Genomic DNA, 16,919 nt, shown 5'->3' with positions numbered 1-16,919 from the left:
TCCACCATGTGCCACTCGCGGTTCAGCGGATGCGGATGGGGTCGTCGGTGGAGAGGCCGGTGCGGGTTTGGGTGGTGATGTGGATGGGGGCGGAGGTGGCGTTGGGGGCGTAGGGGGTGAAGCGTTCGAGGGAGCCCCAGTCGCGGGCCCAGTCGCGGTCGAGGTAGGTGGGGACGGTTTGGGATTTCAGCAGTAGGCCGGTCCAGCCGAGTGGGCCACCGCCGATGTCGTCCTGCCAGGCGTTGGAGGCGTCGGAACCGACCCGGTCGGGCAGGATGCGCCACTGCGGGATCTCGGCGACGCCGTCCTTGTGGTCGAACGGCCGCTGGCACGGGAAGGCCAGGCCGACATGCCAGTCCAGCAGCACCGGAGCCTGCGACCCGACCACGGAATTCAGCGTGGCCAGCTTGGGCAGCCGGGGCGGGGTGACGGCCAGCCACTGCTTGGGCGTGATGTCGTTGTCGATCGCCACCAGCCGCACGGCGTTCACTTCGGCGGGCAGCCGGTCCAACGGCACTCGCAGGTTGCGCCAGGACGGCGCGGGGCCGATGTCAAGCGGATCGATCGAGCCGAGCGTGCGCACCTCGCCGTCCGCGCCGCGCACGCCGTACTCCAAGTGCAGTTCCTGTCCGTAGGTGAGCACACCGTCGGCGTCCACCGAGCGGATGCGGCCCGCCGCGGTGATCGCGAGCACCTGGTAGGCGGGGTCCTCGCGCATGCTGTCGGTGAGGTCGAGGCGGTACCACTGGGTGGTCAGCTTGGCTTGCTGCTGCTCGCCCTCTTGGTAGCTGCCCAGCACCGGGGTCTTCGCCGGGTCGAGGCCGAACGGCAGCGCGACGGTGCTGCCGTTGACGCCCGCCTGCTCGGTGGTGCCGCCTCCGGTGCCCGCTCCGGTGGTGTTGGTGGTCTTGTTCTCCGAATCCTTCTCCACCGAGTTCGCGCCGCCGGTGACCGTCTCCTCCGCGTCGGCGGTGAGGTCGCGCGCCACCCCGTTCGGGGTGAATCCCTTGTTCTGCGCGGACAATCCGTCCGCGGGCGATCCGGTGAAGGGTTGCAGCAGCGAATCGGCGGTGTCGGTCTCGACGAGCACCTCGTTCGCCAGCGCGCACGAGTTCCCGCCGACCGATTGCACGTTCGACTTGGTGATCGAGTACGCGGGGTACTGCGTGGCCGCCGCCTTGGCGAGCGAGGCGACTTCGAAGATCACCAGCAGCGCGGCGGCCACGGTCAGCGGAGCCGAGGCCCAGCGGTCGAATCGCCTCGGCGCGCCGCCGGTCTCACGCCGGTACGGCTCCCGGTAGTGCTGCCAGATGGCGACCAGCAGCGCGAGGCCGCTGAGGCCGAGGAACAGCGTGGACAGCCCCTTGCCCGCGATCAGCGGCGCCTTGTCCCACCACGGGACACCGTAACTGGACACGTACCACCAGCCGTTCGGGCCGGTGAAGGTCACGGCGAGCAGGAACAGCACCGCAGCCGCGAACAGCGCGCGATTGCGCGGCGAGCGAATCCCGGTGGTGCCCACCGCGACCGCGGCGAGGGCGGCCAGCGATCCGGCCAGTCCGGCGTAGACGCCGAAGTGGTGCGTCCACTTGGTGGGGGTGAACATCATCAGGAACAGCGACGCGAACACGATGCCGAGAATGCGCACCGATGGGCCGCGCGAGGTGCCGGGGATGCGGCCCTTGCGCAGTACTTGCAGCACGCACACGAGCAGGCACAACAGCATCACCAGCACGCCGAACCGCCGCGCGAGCGAACCGTCCGGCGAGAGCATGAGCAGCGAGTCCCAGCGGGTGCGCTCGTCGAACCAGGCGACATTCGGCCCCACGATCGTGCGCACCCGAGTCGCTTCCAGCACCGTCGCCAGAGTCTGGTCGGCGAAGATCACCACCAGCACCAGCGTGCCGGCGGCGAGGCCAGGGGCGATCAGCGCGGCGAAGCGGAACACCGCGCCCGCCCGGGACGACTCGCGCGCCCGCGCTGGGGCGTTCACGGCGGCCGCGGCTTCGGCGGAACCGGCGGCGGCCGCGTCGGCGTCGGGCCCGGTCCGGGCCGGGACGGCGCCGCGGGCCCGCTTGATGATGATCAGCAGCACCGGCCGCGAGCCCGCGATCAGCGCCGCGATGCAGATCAGGCCGGTGGGGCCCGCCGCGAGCGAGAAGGCGGCGATCAGCACGGCCACCGCCGCGGGCAGCAGCCGCCCGGTCGCGATGGCGCGTTCGATCGAGCACCACGTGAGCAGCGCGCCCGCCGCGATCAGCGGTTCGGGGCGCAAGCCGTTGTCGTAGGGCAGCCAGAACGCGAGGAACACCAGCCCCGCCGTCCACAGTGCCACCTTGTTGCGCCGCACCCGCGCGCCCAGGCGCGGCAGCACCTCCCGGCTGATCACCAGCCAGCAGATCACGCCCGCCAGCAAGGTGGGCAGCCGCATCCACAGGCTGGCGTCGGAGATCCGCGACATCCAGGCCAGCACCTCGTAGGACCAGCCGAACGGCGCCTCCGGCACCGCGAACCAGCGGTAGTAGTTCGCCATGTAGCCCGCGTGCCCGGAGACGCGCGCCATGTTCAAGATGTAGCCGTCGTCGGAGGTGTTCGCCCCGATGACGTGCCACAGCGCGAGCGTGCCGAGCACCACGCCGTCCGCGGAGGTGACCCGCCACCAGTGCGCGGGCAGGAACCGGCGCGCCCTGCGCCCGTCGGCGGTGTCCAGCAGATGCAGTGCGACGAGTGCGATCAGCGTGAACACGGCGGCGGCGATCATGGCGGCCAGCTTCAGCGGTGTCGGCGTGGAGGAGAAACGCGAGTCGATGTCCGCGTGCGCCTGCGCCCCGGCGAGCCGATCGGCCTTCAGATCGGTGAACACGCCCACCAGCTGCGGCCGGATGTCCCGCCCGACCGTGGACCGGAACGGCGTGCCGTCCTGCCGGGTCACGCCGGTGAGTTCGGCGGTGGTCGCGGTGGCGGTCGATTCGATGTCGATCCCGGTGCAGGAACCGACCTCGGCCAGCGGCGCCGACAACAGCGGGATGTCGCGCAGCACCACCGAGAGGACGCCGTCGGCGACCGAGACCACCAGACCCTTGGTCGCCGCCTGGCCGGAGGCCACCGGGACGGTGGACAGCAGCGTGCCGCCCGATCCCAGCTCACCCGTCAGCGCGCAGGGCAGCGTCGCGTGAAACCGCAGCGGCTCGTAGGACACCAGCGGCGCCGCCACGCTCGCCGCGCCGGACTCGGGCCAGTCCAGGCTCGCCCGGTCCTGCCGCACCGGCAGCACCGGGGTCAGCAAGGCCAGCAGGAATCCGAGAAGCCCGGAGAGGAGGGCGATCAAGCGGATACGGGTGAACGCTCGAGTAGATCGGTCCGGTCGCACGGTGGTTGATGCTAGCTACCGCCCGGTGTGATGCCGACTGCCCCCGACGAGCGCAGCGTATGAACGTCCCACAGCCAGACGTCCTCCACCCGCGTCGGCGTGAATCCGAGCAGCTGGGTCACGGTTTCCCGCAACACATCCCCGTTCTTCGCCGCGGGCAGCACCAAGACGTCGGCTTGCCAGAACCGCAGATCCTCCAGCGCGCGGGTGCGCACACCCGCGTCGATCGGCGGCACCACCCCGGTGTCCTGCGCCCCGACCAGCAGCGCGGTGGTCGGACGGGCCTCCGGACCGTAGATCCCCTTCTTGGTGGCGCCGGTCGGGCCGACGAAATAGCCGCCCGCCAGCGGGAAGGTGAAACCGGCTTCGGCCTGCCAGCGCAGCGCCCGCGCGTCGGGCGGCCGCGGTGGGGGCACCATGACCACCGAGCCGTCGCCGACGTAGCGGCGGACGGCGCCGTCGGCGAAGAAGTCGGGTGTCGGCGGCCGCTCGACCACCGGCAGGATGGTCGGGATCAGCGGCAGCAGCGCGCAGGTCACCGCGGTGAACCAGCCCAGCGGCTTCCAGTCCGCCGCCGATCGCGTCCAAGCGCCCACGGCGCGGTCGGTGGCCAGCGCGAGCACCACCGCGATGGCCGGGACAGCGGCCATGCTCAGCCTGCTCTCCAGCACCGTGTTCAACAGCGGAACATATTCGGCCCAGCGCCAGGGCAGTTCCACGCCGGTCGGCCGTTTGCCGATGGTGGCGACCGCACCCAGCGACAGCAGGCCGAACACCGCGATCACGACGCCCGCGGCCCGCACCACGCGGTCGCGCCACAGCAGTCCCACCGTGAACACGACCAGAAGCAGCAGCGGCCAACCGAAGTACGCGTTCTGCTCGGTCGGGTTGATCGCCACGTTCGCGCCGGGAGCGAACACGCCGCCGAGCGATTCGGACGGGAACTGCACCAGCGCCGCGAGATCGTTGCCCATCGGGCCGTGGTCGATCGAGCGATAGCTCTGCGGGCCGAAGAACTGCCACCACAGCGGAATCTCGGCCAGCGCCAGCGTGATCACCGCGGCCAGCACGAGGGTGGGAGCGATGGTGCGCGTCACGCGCAGCCCGGTGCGCGGAGCATGCAGGTAGTAGACGATCGCGAACAGGCCGAACGCGAGAGCGAAGATCAACAGCGGTTCCTCGCCGAGAGCGATCTGCGTCGCGACCAGAAGACCGAGCACGACGGCGTCCCGAATCCGCCCGCGCGGCCGTGCCGGTTCCGCCGTGGCCGCCCGCCGCGCCATCCGGATCAGCCTGCCCGCGATGATCGGAAGCAACAACAGCACCACGAAGTTCGGATGCGCGTTGGCGTGCGAGATCATTCCGGGGGCGAAACCGCAGAACAGCCCGCCGATCACCGCCGAGGTTCTGGACCGGACCAGCTCGCGGGCGAACAAGCGGTACCAGGCGAACGCCGTCCCGGCCAAGCCGAGGGTGAGCACGAGCACGAACGTGACGGTCGGCCCGAAGAGCAAGGTGACCGGCGTCAGCGGCACGCCGACGCCGAACATGGCCGTGTTGGCCATCATGTTCACCCCGGCCGGGAAATTCTGCAGATCCGTGCCGAGCGGGTTGTGCACGGCGGCCACCGAGTGCGCCGTGACCGCGAAGAACCACTCCCACATGGTCTGGTCCTGACCGCTCTTGATCAGGTACCCGCTGCCGGTATTACGCCATTGGCCCGACAGCACGGTCGCGGCCAGCGCCAGGTAACCGGCGCCGACAGCAAGGTCCGCGACCCGCATCGCGGTCGGCCGCCGGGTACGCGCCGGACGGGTGAGCACTCCGGCCGCTGTCGCCTTCTCCGTCGCGACCGTCGCCGATCCCGCTGGTAGGCCGGTCTCGGCGTCCTGTGCCTGTGTCACCCTGGCATCACTCCTCGACAGCGCCCTCCGTAGCAACCACGCCGCGCGTGGACCGACAAACGAAAGGGGTAACCACTGCGCGCGAGTTCAACCGTCGCGATGTCAGCGGTGGACGGTGACCAGCGTGAACGGCCCGATATCCGTGGTGGTGAACCGCGGGTCGGCGAACAGTTCCTTGGGGAAGCTCACCGAATACCGCGCCACGTTCGGATCGTTCGGATAGACATCCTTGGCCAGCCGCAAGGTGTAGGTGTCGCCGCTGTTGCGGAACAGGAACGCGTCGGGCGCGCGCCACGGGCTGGTCGCCAAGGCGTCGAGCAGTTCCTGCGGCGTCTTCACCTTGCTCCAGCGCTCGATGGTCGCCGCCCGGCCCGCGAAGTCGGCGAGCGGGTTGGCGTAATGCGAGGTGAGCGCCTGGAAGCCGAGATAGGGATAGAAGGAAAGGAAGCTGGTGTCGGCGGTGAGCACCACCGTGTCCGAGCGTGGGCGTCCGGTCTGCGCGGTGAGTGCCCGATCCACTTCGGCGTATCGCGACACGGCCGAGGGATTCCGCTGGTCGGCGCGATTCCCGTCGCCGTCGGTGTCCGTGTACGCGGTGGTGATCTCCGGCGTCAGCACGTGCGGAATGTCCTGGGCGAAGGCCAGCGCGCCGATCGCCGCGACGACGATCGCCACGAGCCGGAACCGGGCCGGCTCGTTCAACGCCTGGTAGATCGCCCGCGCGCCCTCCACGAACCCGAACGCGCCCGCGACCGACAGCAGCACCAGCAGCACCGGCTCCAGGCGGAACGACAGCAACGTGGTGCCCGCGGCGGTCGCGGCCATCGACAGCAGCGTCCACAGGTAGATCGCCGCCACCCCGATGCCGAGCGCCTGCGCCCTGCGCGACGACGCGCCGCGCAGCACCAGCCAGATCGTGCCGAGCAGGCACAGCGCCCCCAGCAGGGAGAACTGGAACATCGGCAGGGGCAGTTCCGCTCCCGCCTCCGGCAGGTAGTGCAGGGCGGTTCCGGAGCTCGCGGTAGTGCCGCGCAGCGCCTTCGCCAGGTACGGCGCCCACACGACGAGCGCGACCAACCCGGCGATCACCGCGATCACCACGAGCCGCACCAACGGCGGCAGGGCCGCGCGCCAGACGGGACGGGTCGAGTCCGTCGCGGGGCGGGCACGGCGCGGCCGGTCGGCGGCGCGCTGTGCCCGCACCGCGAGGAAGACCGCCACCAGCCCCATCAGCGCCACCGCGAAGGCGGCCACGAGGAAGTAGAGGGTGTAGAAGGTGGCCGCCCAGCCGAGGAACAGTCCGGTGCCCACGACCGCGCCCCAACCACCGGCCGTGCGCTCGGCGTCCTCCGCCGAGCGCACCGCGGGCCGGTGCAGTGCCCCCCAGGCGAGCACCAGCGCGGGCGGCAGCAGCAGCACGATGACGGCGCTGTAGGCCTCCGGCGCGGCGTAGGCCAGAGTGACCGCGGTGCTCGCCGCCGCGACGCCCACCGCCCAGTCCGCGCGGATCAATTTCGACCACAACACCAGCGCGACCACCGCGGCCACGGCGAGGAACGTGATCGCGTACGGCTTGAACACTTCCCAGCCGTCCATCCCGAGCAGATTCGCCACCCGCCCGCCGATCCAGAACCAGCCCGCGGGATAGAACGACGGCAGATCGGCGTACGTCATATCGCGCAGCGCCGCGGAATCGGTGAGCCGGGTGAGGAACTCGGTGCGGAACTCCTGATCCACCGAGACGCCGAACAGATACAGCTTCGTCGCCGCAAGCGGCATGCCGAGCGTGAACGTGACGAACGTCGAAAGCCCGGCCCAGGAAAGCAGTTTCGCGATCGAAGGCCACTTGCGCAGCCGCAGCAGCGCGATCGCGACCGCGAGCACGACCGCCGCGCCGACCTGTCCGACCGTGGTCAGCGCCCGCGTCACGTTCGACGAGTTGAACGCGGGCCACTGCACCAGCGAGAAAGCGACGAGCCCGACGACGGCCACCACGGCGGCGACCACCGCCGCGAGCGCGGCCTCGCCGACGGCGGAGGCGATCTGCCGCGCCACGAGCGACCCGCGCCCCGGCGCCGGAGCCGGATCGACCGGACGCGGCGGCGCTTCGTCCGCCGCGGTCACCGTGCTCAACGGACCGCTCCGCGCTCGTCGCACTGGATTACTCGCATGGCGCCTCCCGGTTCACAGGGTCACTCCGTCAGACGATAGGTGCCCGCGCGATCAGCGATCACGCGGGCACGTCGTCCGAGCTCGGTCGCCGATCAGATCGGCAGTCGGCGGAAGATCGAGCGCGGGATGTGCCGCAGCACCATCATCACGTAGCGGAAGGTTCCCGGCGCCCAGACCAGTTCCTTCCCCCGCTGCGACGCCGCGACGGCCAGCGCGGCCACGTCTTCCTTGTCGACGGTGAGCGGAGCCTCTTTGACGTGCGAGGAGAACTTCGTGCGCACCATGCCGGGCCGGATCACCAGCACACGCGGGCCGTGCGGACGCAGCGCTTCGCCGAGACCGAGGTAGAAGCCGTCCAGACCGGCCTTGGTCGACCCGTACACGAAGTTCGAGCGGCGCACCCGCTCACCGGCGACGGAGGACATGACGATGATCCGCCCGAAGCCCTGCGCCTTCATCTTCTCGCCGACCAGCACGCCGACGGAGACGGACGCGGTGTAGTTGATCTGCGCCACCCGCACGGCCTTGGCCTGGTTCTGCCACAGCTCTTCGGGATCGCCGTCGAGGGCGAAGGCGACGATCGCCACGTCCACGTCGCCCGCGTCCCATGCCGCGTCGATCACCTTCGCGTGGCTTTCGGTGTCGAGCGCGTCGAAGTCGATGACGTCGACCTGGCTCGCGCCCGCGGCCTTCATCTGGGCGACCGCGCCCTCCCGCAGCGGATCGCCGGGCAGCGCCGCGAGGGTGATGCGCGCGGGTCCCTTCTTCAGGTACTCCGCGCAGATTGCCAAGCCGATCTCCGAGGTGCCACCCAACAGCAGAATCGACTGCGGGTTGCCAACGGCATTGATCACTGCAGCTCCAGCCTTCTCGCCATATCGGACATGAAAACGCCTGTGGGGTCGACGCTACGGCGGACCTTGATCCACTCGTCGATCCGGGGATACATCTTGTGGAAGGTCTCCGCGGTGGTCCGCGAGTCCTTCGCGGTGTACAGCCGCCCGCCGAATTCCAGCACCCGCCGGTCCAGCTCGCCGACCAGCTCGTTGAGACCGGGCTTGATCGGGAAGTCGACGCAGATGTTCCAGCCCGGCATCGGGAAACTCAGCGGCGCCTGGTTGCCGGGGCCGAACAGTTTGAACACGTTCAGCGCCGAGTAGTGCCCGGACGCCTGGATGTCGATGATGATCCGCTTGAACTCCTCGACCGCCTCGGTCGGCACCACGAACTGGTACTGGAGGAAGCCGTTGGAGCCGTAGCCGCGGTTCCACTCCGCGATCATGTCCAGCGGGTGATAGAACTGCGTCAGGTTCTGCACCTTGCCGGTGTAGTTGCCGCCCATCCGGTAGTAGGCCTCGCCGATGGACATCAGCGTCAGCTTGTTCATCGTCCAGTTCGGGAAGATGTCCGGGACGGTCATCAGCTGCGGCGCGTCGAACTTCAGCGGCTTGTTGCGCAGCCGCTTGGGCAGCTCGTCCAGCTTCGCCAGCCTGCCCCGCGTGATGGTGGCCCTGCCCAGCTTGGGCAGCGGGCTGATGACGTCGAACCAGGCGCTCGAGTAGGTGTAGTTCGCCTCGCTGCCGTCGCTGTGCGCGGCGATGGTCTCGTCGAGGGTCGTGGTCTTCACGCCGTCGTTGAGGAAGTAGGCCGTCTCCGTCGGCACCATCTCGATGGTCGCGCGCAGGATGATGCCGGTGAGCCCGTTGCCGCCGACGGTCGCCCAGAACAGCTTGGCGTTGCGCTTCGGCGTGATGTGCTGCACCTGCCCGTCGGCGGTGAGCAGATCGATCGAGCGCACGTGGTTGCCGAAGCTGCCCTCGCTGTGATGGTTCTTGCCGTGGATGTCGGAGGCGATCGCGCCACCGATGGTCACCTGGCGGGTGCCGGGCAGCACCGGGACCCAGAGGCCGAACGGCAGCGCGGCCTTCATGAGCTGATCCAGGCTGACGCCGCCGTCCACGTCGACGATGCGGGTGTCGCGATCGATCCGGTGGATGTTGTTCAGCGCGGTCATGTCGACGACCAGGCCGCCCGCGTTCTGCGCGTGATCGCCGTAGGAGCGGCCGAGGCCGCGGGCGATCACGCCGCGCCGCAGGTGGGCGGGCTTGCCGTCGTTGTCCTCGGCGACCATGGCGACTGCCTTGGCGATCAGTTCGGGATCGCTGGTCGAGAGCACTTCGGAGGAGGTGGGTGCGGTGCGACCCCACCCGGTCAACGTACGGGTGCGCGTCGGAAGCGTGAACGCGGTGCCCGCGGCCGGGCCGTCGTTCGCGACGCCGGCGCCTTCGTCGTTCCCGGTTGTCTTGGTGGCGGTCGGAGCTTTCGTGGACATCGGCATAGAGGCTACAGGTATGACGCCAGATGGGAGCGGGGTCGCTCTACCCATGGGTAGTGACGTACGTGTCGGTTCAGCACCGGATCCCGGTGATGCCGCGTTCGACGCTACGCTCGTCGGCGTGCAAGCCGAACCACACCTGCCGCTTCCGGCCGAGTTGCCCCTGGTCGACGAGCCGGGCGGCACCGAGGTCGACCTCAAGACGCAGATCATCCGGTTCACCCTCACCGGCGGGTTCTCGGCCGTCGTCGACTACGGGCTCTACAGCCTGCTGCTCAACCTGGTCGGCCTCCCGGTCGGTGTCGCCAAGTCGATCGGTTTCGTGGCGGGCACCACAACGGCCTACCTGATCAACCGCCGCTGGACCTTCCAGGCCCCGCCGAGCCGCGCCCGCTTCCTCGCGGTGGTCGCGCTGTACGCGGTGACCTTCGCGGTGCAGGTCGGCATCAACAACCTGCTGTACTTCGCCCTGGCCGACGAGTGGTGGCGCCAGCCGCTCGCCTTCATCGTCGCCCAGGGCACCGCGACCGTCATCAACTTCATCGTCCAGCGCTTGGTGATCTTCAAGCTCCGCTGAGCGGTCGGCGGGCCGGGCTAACCGCTCGTCACCCTTCGGCTCCGCCTTCGAGGCGCGATTCCGGGGTGACCCCGCGGGAAGCCCGACCACGCTGACCGTGACTTGCGACCGGCCGCCGAATTTCACCGCGACGAATCAATGCGTCGAGTGGCACACGGCTGCGGCGTCTTTCGAGAAGGGGTCTCCATGGTGTGCCACTCGTGGGCGGGATCGGTCGCCCGGATCACGGGGAGGGTGATCACTCTTTGCGGGTCCAGGCGAGGGTGATCCGGATTTCGCGCAGTCGCCAGCCCGCCGGTGTGCGTACGGTGGTGGCGGTCAGGCGCAGGCCGCTTGTCAGGTGCGGCGGTTGTCCGTCGCGGTAGTAGTAGACCAGCGAGTTCGCCGAGGCCGCGGCGCGGTCGCCGTCGAGGGTCACCAGGAGATCGGTGGTCGTGTGCTGGGTGCGTTCGCCCTCGACCTCGGCCTGTCGCATGTAGTCGACGACCTTGTCGATGCCGCGAACTCGGACGCGCGGCGAGTTGACCTCCACATCGTCGGTGTAGATGGTGGCGGCGTCCGCATAACGCCTCTCGTCGAGCAGGCGTGCGAAGCGGGTGAACAGGTCGGCGATCTCGATACGGTCGGCGATCGCGGTATCCGTGGACATGACGGCCCTTTCGTTGGCTCAGCCAATATTGGCGAAGCCAACTATAGGCCGGTTGGTTGGCTGTGCCAACGATGTATCGTGGCTGTCGTGGAGAACACACCCGCACGCCTGACCGCGAAGCCGAGTTGGCTGCTCACCCAGTTGGCCGTGTACGCCCACCGGCTGGCGTCGGATTGCTTCGGTGAGGTGGGTGCGCGTGGATATCACTTCCGCATCCTGGCCGCGCTGGACGAGTTCGGGGCAGCCAGTCAGGCCGACCTCGGTCGCCGGTGCAATATGGACCGAAGCGATGTAGTGGCGGCGATCAACGAACTCGCCGGGCAGGGTTTCGTCGAGCGGACGCCCGACCCGGACGACCGAAGGCGCAATATCGTGACCCTCACCGAAGCGGGCGACCGGCAACTGCGGCGCATCGACCGAGCGCTCGACAAGGCGCAGGACGACCTACTCGGCCCGCTCTCGGCCGAGGACAGGGAAGACCTGACCCGGCTGCTCGCTCGCTTGCTCGCCCACCATCAGCGGGGATGAGCGGAAGCCGGCTCGACGCCCCGGCCGGGCGTGCGATGAGCACGTGCCGCAACCGCACGCGCGTCGCGGATGACGCGGGGTCGCGAGTTCGGTGCCGCCCTTCGGGGCCCAGCGCTCCGCGCCGCGAGCGAGTCGAGACTCCGCGTCTATCGCCCGGCCGACCATCCCTGCGAGGAGCCGCTTCCGATCGGCGTCCAACTGGCGCACACGATGCGATTGGTGGTGCCGCAACGGGACCGGCCTGGACACGACGGCGTCGCGACGCGCCCGCCCTTTCTGGGCCCAGCGCTCCGCGCCGCGAGGGAGTCGAGACTTTGCGTCTATCACCCTGCCGACCGCCCCTGCGAGAAGCCGTTTCCGATCCAGTTGGCGGGCACGATGCGATTCGGCGGTGCCGCAAGGGGTCAAGCCCAGACGCAACGGCGACGCGGCCGCCCTTCAGTGCCCGCTGATCACCGTGTCGGCGAGCTCGTTCTTCTCCGCTTTGGCCGCGAAGTAGTCGCCGCCCTTGGCGCGGACGTTGTCGGTGCCCCATTCCCGTTGTTCGCGCGTGGCGGGGACCAGGTGGGGAATGTGCTTGCGGCAGTGGATGTACGCCTCTTCCACATCGACCACCACCCAGTGTTCGGCGATGCGGCCCTTGTGGTTCACCGGCAGGTCGGGCACGCTGGCCCGAAGCGCCGGGTCGGAGACCATGCGGGCCGAGCCGTTGATGTGCAGTCCGATGAGGTCGCGCACGAAATCGATGAGCAGGATCCCGACGTGCGGGTTTTCCAGGATATTGCCGAGACTGGCCATGACGCCGTTGCCACGATATTCCGGATAGGCGATCGTACGGTCGTCTATCACATGGAGAAAACCGGCTGGTCCGGCGCGGAAACTCGCGTCGCATTCGCCGCGTTTGTCCGCTGTGGCGATGAACGCCATATCCATCCGGCCGATGAAGTCGATCATCGCCGGATTGAGTCGATCGAGCACTTGGTCGTCGTAGAAGCGTTCCGCTCGATCCTGTGTTCCGTACCGTTCCTGCAGCTCACGCTCGCCATCGCTGCCGTTGTGTCCACCGGGCATCGCCGCCCCCTCTGGTCGCCGAAATGCGGATTCCACCAGGCTCGACGTTGAACCGCGGTCGTATCGAGATCGCGTTCAGTTTAGATGAGAACCGCCCGGCGAAACGTCGAAATCCCCGTCGAGGATGCCTCCGATTCGGCTGCGGCGCAAGCATTTCCCACGGTTAGCTAAAAGCCGACCGGCCGGAATAATGTCCGGCCGGTCGGGATTTGCGGGATTCGTCAGCGATCAGGCCGGAGCCAGCGTCACCGGAACACCGTTGAACACGGCGTTGCCGGAGGGGACGTCGACCACCGAATCATCGGTGAGCACATTGGCGTTGACGCCCGCGTGCGTGCGCGCCACGGTCTGCGCGCTGTCGCCGTGACCCCACCCGTGCGGCAGACTCACCACGCCGGGCATGATGGCCTCGGTCGGCTCCAGTGGGACCGTCAGCGTTCCCGCCGCCGATTTCACCACCGCGTGGTCGCCGAGCCCCAGGCGCGCCACATCGGCCGGATTGATGTGCAGCGTGCATCGATTCGATCCGCTCACCAGCGTCGCGATGTTGTGCATCCAGCTGTTGTTCGACCGCAGCTGCCGCCGGCCGATCAGCACGATCTCCGGCGCCGCGTCCGACAGCCGCGCCCGCATCCGCTCCACGTCGTCCAGCAGCGGCTGCGGGGCCAGATCCACCCGTCCGCTCGCGGTACGCAATACGCCCGGCAGCCGCGGCTGCAACGGGCCGAGATCTATGCCGTGCGGGTTGTCCAGCAGCACCTGCAAATTGAGCGTGCCGCCGTTCCATTCGCCGTATGGCCCGAGACGCAGCATCAGATCGATGCGTTGCTCGGTGCTGTTCTCACCGATCAGATCGCCGCGCCGCTCGGGGATCCCGGCCTTGTGCAGCATGCCCGCGATGACGAGCTCGTCCACGGCGGTGAGCGGGTCGATCCCGTCGGAGCCGTCGTGCGGCCTGCCGGTCAGCGCGGCGGCGAGACGAGCGAGGACGGCGGGCTCGGAGGGCCGGTCGCCCAGCGGCACCAGCGGACGCGAGTAGCGCGTGTAGTTGCGCACGGCGAATTGCAGCAGCGCGAAATCGTAGTGCGGGGACTGGGTGGGACGCGGCGGAGGCAGGATCACGTCGGCGTGCTTGGTGGTCTCGTTCACGTACCGGTCCACGCTGACCATGAAGTCGAGCTGCGCGAACGCTTCGTCCAGGCGTGCGCCGCTCGGCGCGGACAGCACCGGATTGCCCGCGACCGTCACCAAGGCGCGGATCTGCCCTTCGCCCGGCGTGGTGATCTCGTCGGCGAGCGTGGCGACGGGCAGCTCGCCCATCGCCTCGGGCAGCCCGCGCACGCGGCTGGTCCAGCGCCCGGGGCGGAACGGCTTGGTGCGCGTGATGCCGCCGGCCGCGGCGGTGGCGAACATCGCGCCGCCGGGGGAGTCCAGGTTGCCGGTCAGGGCGTTGATGGCGTCGACGAGCCACTGCGTGATCGTGCCGAATTCGGCCGTGCACGTGCCGATGCGGGCGTACACCGCCGCGGTCGGCGCCGCCGCGAGTTCGCGGGCGAGCCGCACGATCGTGGACGCGGGCACTCCGGTGCGGGCCGAGACCGTGCCTGGGTCGAAGGCGGCGGCGGCCGTGCGCAATTCGTCCAGGCCGGTGACCTCGACGCGCAGATCGGTCAACTGCTCGGCGAAAAGCGTGTGCACGATGCCGAACAGCAGATACGCATCGCTGCCGGGCCGGATGAACAGGTGCTCGTCGGCGAGTTTCGCCGTGCGGGTCACCCGCGGATCGACCACGACGAAACGGCCGCCGCGGCCGCGCAGCGCTTTCAGCCTGCCCGGGAAATCCGGTGCGGTGCACAGCGAGCCGTTTGATTCCAGCGGGTTGGCTCCCAGCATCAGCAGGTAGTCGGTGCGGTCGAGGTCGGGCACCGGCACGGTGAGCGGATCACCGAACATCAGCCCACTGGCCACCTGCTTGGGCATCTGGTCGGCGGTGCTCGCGGAGTAGATGTTCTTGGTGCCGAGCGCGCGTAGCAGCGCAGGCACATACAGCGTGCCCGCCACGGTGTGCGCGTTGGGATTGCCCAGGTAGGCCGCGGCCGACTGGGCGCCGTGCCGCGCCACGACGGCGGGAAAACGCTCGGCGATGTAATCGAAGGCTTCGTCCCAGGTCGCGGTGCGCCAGGCGCCGGTGGCGCGATCACGGATGAGCGGCTCGGTCACCCGGTCCCGGTCCTCGTCGAGATGGCCGAAGCTGGCTCCCTTCGGGCAGATGAAGCCCTTGCTGAAGGGGTCGCTGCGGTCGCCGCGGACCGAAGTCACGTGGTCGTCCGGGTCCATGGTGATTTCCAGGCCGCAGACCGCCTCACAGAGCGGGCAGGTCCGCAGCAGATTGCGCGATTGCGTGATCGGGGCCATACCCCATCTTGGCGTTCGGCGGCGGAACTGAAAAGAGAACGCTTGATATCGGCAACGCCGAACGAGCGGCACCCGGTGGCGCTCCGGGGTGGGGATCCGGAGCGCCGGGACGGATACCGGTCGCAAACAGGCCGGGTAGCGCGGCCCCGGCCCGCGATCAGCAGGTGAACTCGATCAGGGGGCGCGTCGCTCAGCAGGCGATGGTCAGCTTGGCGCGGCGCGAGCTGGTGGCGGCGCGCACGGCAGCGGCGATCGCGACGACCGGCGGCACCCAGCGGGCCTCGGCGGGGGCGACGCCCCAGCAGGCCGAACCGGCCGACAGATGGGTGGGCGGCAGCGGGATGCCCGCGCCGTCGGTGTACACGGTGGCTCCGGCCTCGCGCAGCGCCTCGAGCGCCATCGCGGCCTTGCGGACACCGGTGACCAGGTGGATCTCACGCCGCTCCGTGCCAGGGAACTCGATCACCGCGCCGGACAGGTTGTTCGCCCGCAGGAAGCGGCGGACCTCACCGGCCAGTTCGCCGGTGACCTCGATGCCGGACAGGTCGTCGTCGGTGATCAGGCTCAGACCGTTGGCCGTTTCGGCGACCGTCCACCCGCGCTGGTTGTAGTCCTGCGCAGCGGCGGTCAGCTCGGCCGCCGTGACGGAAGTCGGAAACGTGGTGCGCACTGTCTTCTCCATTCCCCGGTAGATCTCTGGGTCCTGCATTCATGGGTCGTATCGGCGGGGGACGCCGTGGGCGTTACGGGTTCTCCGAAAGAATTTCCGGAGTGTCGCCTACGTCTCATTTCCGAGAGGTTCGTTCGTGTGCCGCCGGGCATCCCGAGGTGGCTCGCCAGGGTTGCCACGCAGCTACTTTCGGCCGCGGGGCTGGCCGCGCGCTGCGCCGGAGCTGTGAGATCGCTGTGGATGGGCGTACTGGGTGTTGCGGGTGCGAAAACATACCGGCAGCGGGTGATTTCCGGTTGGATCCCCGTACCCCCGGCAGGGAGGATTCTCGGCATGAGCGTCAAGCCTGGAAATGGCAGCGTGCGTAACCGCTCAGGGCGCATGGCTGGCCCAGCGGGATCCGGCATGCGCATCGGCCCCGGCAGCCGGTATGACACAGGACACGTGCGACACCAACCTCGGCCCCGGAGGCGAACACGACATGAGTGACGAATCCAACGGACCCGGCGCGCCTGCGGACCGTGCGCCCGCGGACGCCGACGACTACGAGGCCGAGTCGCGCTGGATCGCGTGGAAAGAGTCGGCGACCAGGCGGTTCTCCGGGCCCACTCCCGACGAAGAGCAACCCGCCGAGCCGTTCGACAGCCCGCGCGCGTTCGCGCAGTGGAGCGCCGCGGCCGCGCGCGCCCTGCTCGACGTGCAGTTCCACCGTCCGGCCACCCGCACCCTCCTGCCGCTGGCCTACATCCTGGGACTGGTGTTCGCCTTCACCGTGCCCATCACGCTGACGGTCTCGGCATGGCGGGTCTCCGCGGTGCTGGGTGTGCTCGCCGCGCTGCTCGGCGTGCCGCTCGGGCTCACCATCGCCGCCGCCGTCCGCCTGATGCTCGAGTTCCTGGTGAACGCCTCGCGCCTGGCGACACGGGTGGAGCACATCAGCGAACTGGCCGACGACTTGTTCCAGGCGCTGTCGGACGTGGCCGAGCCGGTCAACCAACTGTCCGAAGATGTACGGGCGGTGCAGTTCTGGCGCTTCCGCAAGCGGAACCAGCGCAGGTAGAGCGGAAATCGCGACGGGCGGAAGTGGTTTGACTCGGAGGAGTCACCGGCCTGGCTGAGACACGCGCCGTGACCGCTGTGAGTTTCACTGTGAACAATGCTGTTCGGATACCCGGCATCCACCCCGGGTGTCCGAGGGCGTGCCGCGCCGGCCGACCGAGCACGGTTC

General features: G+C 69.2%; 12 protein-coding genes. 3 read left to right on the top strand and 9 right to left on the bottom strand.

Translation table 11 applies throughout. The features are described from left to right. Positions 1-22: 22 nt before the first annotated feature. From NB3_RS10190 to dprE1, 5 genes are all read right to left on the bottom strand, one after another. Positions 23-3,370, bottom strand: coding sequence for an arabinosyltransferase domain-containing protein (locus tag NB3_RS10190; RefSeq protein WP_067800063.1), 3,348 nt, complete (start codon positions 3,368-3,370; stop codon positions 23-25). A gap of 11 nt (positions 3,371-3,381) precedes the next feature. After that, entirely contained in the window at positions 3,382-5,154 is a 1,773-nt protein-coding gene (locus NB3_RS10185) for a glycosyl transferase (RefSeq protein ID WP_371855894.1), read from the bottom strand. Positions 5,155-5,376: 222 nt separating this feature from the next. Further along, the gene (locus NB3_RS10180) at positions 5,377-7,398 is read right to left on the bottom strand and encodes a galactan 5-O-arabinofuranosyltransferase (protein ID WP_371855893.1); all 2,022 of its coding nucleotides are present in this window, start codon (positions 7,396-7,398) and stop codon (positions 5,377-5,379) included. A 140-nt stretch (positions 7,399-7,538) separates the two neighbouring features. Then, positions 7,539-8,300 carry a decaprenylphospho-beta-D-erythro-pentofuranosid-2-ulose 2-reductase gene (dprE2, locus tag NB3_RS10175; protein ID WP_067800057.1) on the bottom strand — a complete coding sequence of 254 codons (762 nt, stop codon included), beginning with the start codon at positions 8,298-8,300 and terminating at the stop codon, positions 7,539-7,541. Continuing rightward, on the bottom strand, positions 8,297-9,784 hold the full coding sequence (dprE1, locus tag NB3_RS10170) for a decaprenylphosphoryl-beta-D-ribose oxidase (protein WP_228827475.1): 1,488 nt from the start codon (positions 9,782-9,784) through the stop codon (positions 8,297-8,299). Before dprE1 ends, dprE2 begins: the two co-directional genes overlap by 4 nt. Before the next feature lie 118 nt (positions 9,785-9,902). Here dprE1 and NB3_RS10165 point away from each other — a divergent pair, with 118 nt between their 5' ends. Continuing rightward, positions 9,903-10,358, top strand: a complete 456-nt coding sequence (locus NB3_RS10165) for a GtrA family protein (protein WP_244891846.1) — start codon at positions 9,903-9,905, stop codon at positions 10,356-10,358. Positions 10,359-10,596: 238 nt separating this feature from the next. On the opposite strand, the gene NB3_RS10160 is transcribed toward NB3_RS10165, so the two are convergent. Beyond that, the gene (locus tag NB3_RS10160) at positions 10,597-11,007 is read right to left on the bottom strand and encodes a nuclear transport factor 2 family protein (RefSeq protein WP_067800054.1); all 411 of its coding nucleotides are present in this window, start codon (positions 11,005-11,007) and stop codon (positions 10,597-10,599) included. An 87-nt stretch (positions 11,008-11,094) separates the two neighbouring features. Here NB3_RS10160 and NB3_RS10155 point away from each other — a divergent pair, with 87 nt between their 5' ends. Continuing rightward, positions 11,095-11,535: a MarR family winged helix-turn-helix transcriptional regulator gene (locus NB3_RS10155; RefSeq protein ID WP_067800051.1), complete on the top strand. Its 441-nt coding sequence runs from the start codon at positions 11,095-11,097 to the stop codon at positions 11,533-11,535. A 438-nt stretch (positions 11,536-11,973) separates the two neighbouring features. On the opposite strand, the gene NB3_RS10150 is transcribed toward NB3_RS10155, so the two are convergent. The 3 genes from NB3_RS10150 to NB3_RS10140 all read right to left on the bottom strand — a co-directional run bounded on the left by NB3_RS10150 (position 11,974) and on the right by NB3_RS10140 (position 15,730). Further along, entirely contained in the window at positions 11,974-12,606 is a 633-nt protein-coding gene (locus NB3_RS10150) for a pyridoxamine 5'-phosphate oxidase family protein (RefSeq protein ID WP_067800047.1), read from the bottom strand. A 228-nt stretch (positions 12,607-12,834) separates the two neighbouring features. Continuing rightward, positions 12,835-15,021: a molybdopterin-dependent oxidoreductase gene (locus NB3_RS10145; RefSeq protein ID WP_067800045.1), complete on the bottom strand. Its 2,187-nt coding sequence runs from the start codon at positions 15,019-15,021 to the stop codon at positions 12,835-12,837. Positions 15,022-15,211: 190 nt separating this feature from the next. Beyond that, entirely contained in the window at positions 15,212-15,730 is a 519-nt protein-coding gene (locus NB3_RS10140; RefSeq protein WP_228827474.1) for a hypothetical protein, read from the bottom strand. A gap of 442 nt (positions 15,731-16,172) precedes the next feature. Here NB3_RS10140 and NB3_RS10135 point away from each other — a divergent pair, with 442 nt between their 5' ends. Continuing rightward, on the top strand, positions 16,173-16,751 hold the full coding sequence (locus NB3_RS10135) for a DUF4282 domain-containing protein (RefSeq protein ID WP_067800421.1): 579 nt from the start codon (positions 16,173-16,175) through the stop codon (positions 16,749-16,751). Positions 16,752-16,919 lie beyond the last annotated feature (168 nt).

Source organism: Nocardia beijingensis NBRC 16342 (assembly GCF_001612785.1).
In the GTDB taxonomy this organism is placed as follows: Bacteria; Actinomycetota; Actinomycetes; order Mycobacteriales; family Mycobacteriaceae; genus Nocardia; species Nocardia beijingensis.
This window is presented reverse-complemented; position numbering and strand designations above follow the sequence as displayed.